Origin of the sequence: Mesorhizobium sp. CA7, assembly GCF_020165015.1 — a bacterium.
GTDB lineage: Bacteria > Pseudomonadota > Alphaproteobacteria > Rhizobiales > Rhizobiaceae > Mesorhizobium.
The window spans coordinates 1-4,551 of sequence record NZ_JAIUHH010000035.1 but is presented as its reverse complement, the minus strand read 5'-3'; the positions used below and the strand labels follow the sequence as shown (position 1 = coordinate 4,551).

Annotated in this window: 4 protein-coding genes; 1 reads left to right on the top strand and 3 read right to left on the bottom strand. The window is 63.7% G+C overall.

All coding sequences use genetic code 11. The annotated features are described in order from the left end of the window. Positions 1-175: 175 nt before the first annotated feature. From LB552_RS29525 to LB552_RS29515, 3 genes are all read right to left on the bottom strand, one after another. Positions 176-937 carry an ABC transporter permease gene (locus tag LB552_RS29525; RefSeq protein WP_224611717.1) on the bottom strand — a complete coding sequence of 254 codons (762 nt, stop codon included), beginning with the start codon at positions 935-937 and terminating at the stop codon, positions 176-178. Then, positions 934-1,860 (bottom strand): ABC transporter ATP-binding protein, encoded by a 927-nt coding sequence (locus LB552_RS29520; RefSeq protein ID WP_224611716.1) that lies wholly within the window; start codon positions 1,858-1,860, stop codon positions 934-936. The genes LB552_RS29525 and LB552_RS29520 overlap by 4 nt, the downstream gene beginning before the upstream one ends. Positions 1,861-2,474: 614 nt before the next feature. After that, positions 2,475-4,175, bottom strand: a complete 1,701-nt coding sequence (locus LB552_RS29515; protein WP_224611714.1) for a phospholipase D-like domain-containing protein — start codon at positions 4,173-4,175, stop codon at positions 2,475-2,477. Here LB552_RS29515 and LB552_RS29510 point away from each other — a divergent pair. Further along, positions 4,162-4,551: hypothetical protein (locus tag LB552_RS29510; RefSeq protein WP_224611712.1), on the top strand; the 390-nt coding region annotated here is incomplete at its 3' end. The genes LB552_RS29515 and LB552_RS29510 overlap by 14 nt on opposite strands.

Genomic DNA, 4,551 nt, shown 5'->3' with positions numbered 1-4,551 from the left:
GCGCCTTTCCTCTACCCCGTCGATCGGGGGAGAGGTGGCTCGGCGAAGCCGAGACGGAGTGGGGGTCGACCAGCGCTGCATAAGACAATGCATGCGCCGAGCTGCCATGCTCGCTATCGCCAAAGACCAGCCGCTTGGAAATGTGTGCCACTTCGTGGGGCAAGGAACAGTTCCGTCAGTTCCTCAACCGATAGCCCGTCTTGAAGATCCAAGCGACGATCGCGATGCAGATGGCCAGGAACATCACCGTCATGCCGAGGCTGACGCCGACCGAGACGTCGGCCTTGCCGTAAAAACTCCAGCGGAACCCGCTGATCAGGTAGACGACCGGGTTGAACAGCGTGATCGTCTTCCAGATGCCGGGCAGCATGTGGATCGAATAGAAGCTGCCGCCGAGGAAGGTGAGCGGCGTGACGATCAAGAGCGGCACCAGCTGCAGCTGCTCGAAGGTCTTTGCCCAGATGCCGATGATGAAGCCGAACAGGCTGAAGGTCACCGCCGTCAGCACCAGGAAGGCAACCATCCAGAAGGGATGCTCGATCCTGAGCGGCACGAACAGCGCCGCGGTGGCCAGGATGATCAGGCCGAGCATGACCGACTTGGTCGCAGCACCCCCGACATAGGCGATGATGATCTCCAGATAGGAGACCGGCGCCGACAGGAGCTCGTAGATCGAGCCGACGAATTTCGGGAAATAGATGGCGAAGGAGGCGTTGGAGATCGACTGCGTCAAGAGCGACAGCATCATCAGGCCGGGCACGATGAAGGCGCCGTAGGCGATGCCGTCGATCTCGGTGATGCGTGAGCCGATGGCCGAGCCGAAGACGACGAAATAGAGCGATGTCGAGATGACCGGCGAGATGATGCTCTGCAGCACCGTGCGGAAGGCGCGCGCCATCTCCACCCGGTAGATCGCCCATACCGCGCGCAGGTTCATGGCTCTTGCCTCAGAAGATTGACGAAGATCTCTTCGAGCGAGCTGTTCTTGGTGTCGAGGTCGCGGAACTGGACGCCGGCCGCCTCGAGATCGCGGATCAGCGAGGCGACGCCCGGACGGTCGCTCTGGTTGTCATAGGTGTAGGTGAGCTGGTTGCCGTCGTCCGACAGCTCCAGCGAATAGTGCGAAAGCCCGTCCGGAACGGCGGCAAGCGGCGCGCGCAGCTCCAGGTTCATCTGCTTGCGGCCGAGCTTGCGCATCAGCTCGGCCTTGCCCTCGACCAGGATGATCTCGCCCTTGTTGATGACGCCGACGCGGTCGGCCATCGCTTCGGCCTCTTCGATGTAATGCGTGGTGAGGATGATGGTGACGCCGTCCTCGCGCAGGCGCCGCACCATCGCCCACATGTCCTGGCGCAATTCGACATCGACGCCCGCGGTCGGCTCGTCGAGGAACAGCACGCGCGGCTCGTGCGACAGCGCCTTGGCGATCATCAGCCGGCGCTTCATGCCGCCCGACAGGGTGATCGCTTTGGAATCCTTCTTGTCCCACAGCGAGAGGTCGCGCAGCACTTTCTCGACGAAGGCCGCGTTGGGCGCCTTGCCGAACAGGCCGCGGCTGTAGTTCACCGTGGCCCAGACCGTCTCGAAGGCGTCGATGGTGAGCTCCTGCGGCACCAGCCCGATCAGGCTGCGCGCGGCGCGGTAGTCGCGGCCGATGTCGTGGCCGTCCACCGTGACAGTGCCCGACGAGCGGTTGACGATACCGCAGACGATCGAGATCAGCGTCGTCTTGCCGGCGCCGTTCGGCCCCAGCAGCGCGAAGATCTCGCCGCGCTTGATGTCGAGATTGATTTCCTTCAGCGCCTTGAAGCCGGTGGCATAGGTTTTCGTGACACCGGAGATCGAGATGATGGATGACATGCTGAAATACGGCCGGCTGGAAAAGGTGATCTCATATAGGTCGGATGCCGCCGGGTGCAACTGTCAATCGCCGCTGCTGCTGACAGTTCTGGACAGGGAGCGCCCAATTGGCGGCCCTTGCCAGACCAGGTATACCGGCCGCGGCGACTGGAGCGCCGGCGCCCACGACAGATTCTTTCTCCCCGTTACGCTGCGGCATGCACACAAGCGGCTGGTCTTTGGCGATAGCGTGCATGGCAGCTGGGCGCATGCATTATCTTATGCAGCGCTGGGCGACCCCCACTCCGTCTCGGCTTCGCCGAGCCACCTCTCCCCCGATCGACGGGGGAGAGGAAAGGCGCCAAGCTTTTTGCCGTCAGCGCTCCGTCCAGAGCGCTCCCTTCCTTTCCCTCCGGAGGGGGGAAAGGTGGCGCTGCGAAGCAGCGACGAATTGGGGGAACCACGTGGCAATCAAGCCTCGGCCTGATCAGCCGCGCCAGGAGAAATGCCCGGCAGGGCAATGAGGGGCGGCGCTGACCTGTCAGGCAGTTATGGGTCGGCGGTTAGCCGCAGATGCCGGCGCTGCCCCTCATCCGCCCTTCGGGCACCTTCTCCCCGTGAAACGGGGAGAAGGACTAACCCTGCGTCCAGAACGCGATCTCCTGCGCCTTGGTCCTGAGCTCGGTCTTCAACCACTGGTCGTCGTCGTCGAGATAGCTCCACGGGGTCCTGCCTTGGGCCCGCATCTCGCGGATGTAGGAGCGGTAGCGGTAGTGGCTGTAGACTGACATCGCGTAGGTGGCATAGGCGGCGGCGAGCTTCCTGTGGCCGCGCACGATCACCAGGTTCTCGTCGTTCTTCTGGCTCGCCGGCGCCGAGAAATTGTGGCTGCCGGTCACCACCACGCAGTCGTTCGAATGCGGGTCGGTCACCAGGATCTTCGAGTGCACGATGGCGTGGCCGATCTGCGACAGGAAGCTCGGCCGGTTGACCTCTGCGATCCATGGCCCGAGCGGCGCGTCGAGGCCCTGCGGCTGCGCCACCGCATAGCGGTCGGGCGTGAATTTGCGGTCGCTGCTCACCAGGTCGATGTCGAGGAAGTTCTGCTCGGTGCCGCCCTCCTCCGCGCTCAGCGTCGAGACCACGCCGCGCACATACATGCCCTTTTCCCTGGCGCGCTGGCCGGCCAGCGTGTGCAGCCCCTGCTTGCCCGGCGTGAACATCAGGAAAAGCACCGCCTGCTTGGCCGAGGCGATGACGTCGCGCAGCGCCGCCATGTCGGCGCCATCCGAGGTGCGGGTGAACCACACCGTCGTCTTGGCGGTCCCGACCGTGAAGGTCTTGGGGGCATCGTTGTCCGCCATCAGCGCCGGCGTGAAATTGGCCGGGTCGGTCCTGGGCGGCGAGGCGTCCTTCAACAGGTCCCAATGCTTGCGGAAATGCGCCGCGACCGCCGCGTCCTCGATCAGAAGGCCGTTGTTGACCTGCGTGCACAGGCCGGTCGTGCTCCAGTTGGTGCTGCCCGTCCACGCCATCTTCGGCTCGCCGTCCTTGGACACGACGACGAATTTGTTGTGGCCGAGGCCTTTCGATTTCAGCATCCGGTCGACGGTCGCGATGCCGTGGTCGTTGAGGTTCTTGCGCGCCTCCTTGTTGCCGTCGCCGCTTTTGTCGGAGCCGTTGGCGAGGATGAGATGGAGCCGCGGCCCGAGCCCGATCAGCGCCGTCTCCAGCGTCGCGTCGCCGAGCTCGTAGAGCGCGGCATGCAGCTCGTCGCCGGCGACCTGCGTCAGCCCGACCATGCGCAGCCCGAGATCGCCTTCGAGGAAAGCGCGGAATTTTGCGTCGCCATTGGTCTGCAGGCTCTTCTTGAAGGCCGCGGGCGACAGCTTGTTCTTGGCCATGTAGCGGGCGACGAATTGCGACAGAACCAGGCCGCGGTTGAAGTAGCAGGAAAAGCCGCCGCCGGCGTCGGTGGCGAGCGTCGCCCAGTCCGTCCAGTCGCTCGACACCCCCTTGGTCAGCGGCTTGCCGGGTCCGGCGCTCATCATCGCGGTCACCCGGTAGCGCACGACATTGCCGACATCGGCCGCATGGTCGGTCCAGTTGAAGCGCTGGAACGGCCAGACATCCGACGGCCTGTGGTCGCCCGATTTCGGCTTGTCCTTGGTGAAGCCGACGCGGTTCTCCACCGGCTCGATCCTCTCGCTCGCGCCGGCCTTGCGGCCGCGCTCGAGGAGAAAACCCCGGCACCCGGCGATGAAGTCGCTCGGTGCCCAGGCGACGAAGGCGTCGTCGCCATTGGTGTAGACGGAGACTTTTATGTCGATGGCCATCTGTCGTTCCCTCCCCATCCGTCGTCGTTCCCGAAGCGCGGCCGGCATGCCCGGCCCAACAATGCAGCCAACAAGAATCCGCCCCGGAAGCACGGCCCCGGATCAGCTGAAACAGAATTTTCGAAAAAGTGACGGCGATGATTATGTGGCGGCAGAAGATCGGATGTCAATGTTTTGCAGCGTCAAGTATAATTCTATGAACTGCTTCACATTGTGTCCTGTTTGCCAGCAAACCAAAGGGCGGATGGTTTTGTCAACCGAAAGTGCGAACCTCGGAGATTGGCGCAAGCCCCTCAACGTCGTCATTCCAGGGCGGAGCAGCCGCGAAGCGGCGTCGCGGAGACCCTGGAATCCATTCCGTGACCCTGATCAAAGA

Excerpts from the sequence above, each read along its gene's own strand:
- LB552_RS29515 (WP_224611714.1), bottom strand. The coding sequence starts at position 4,175 with ATGGCCATCGACATAAAAGTCTCCGTCTACACCAATGGCGACGACGCC.
- LB552_RS29525 (WP_224611717.1), bottom strand. The coding sequence starts at position 937 with ATGAACCTGCGCGCGGTATGGGCGATCTACCGGGTGGAGATGGCGCGC.
- LB552_RS29520 (WP_224611716.1), bottom strand. The coding sequence starts at position 1,860 with ATGTCATCCATCATCTCGATCTCCGGTGTCACGAAAACCTATGCCACC.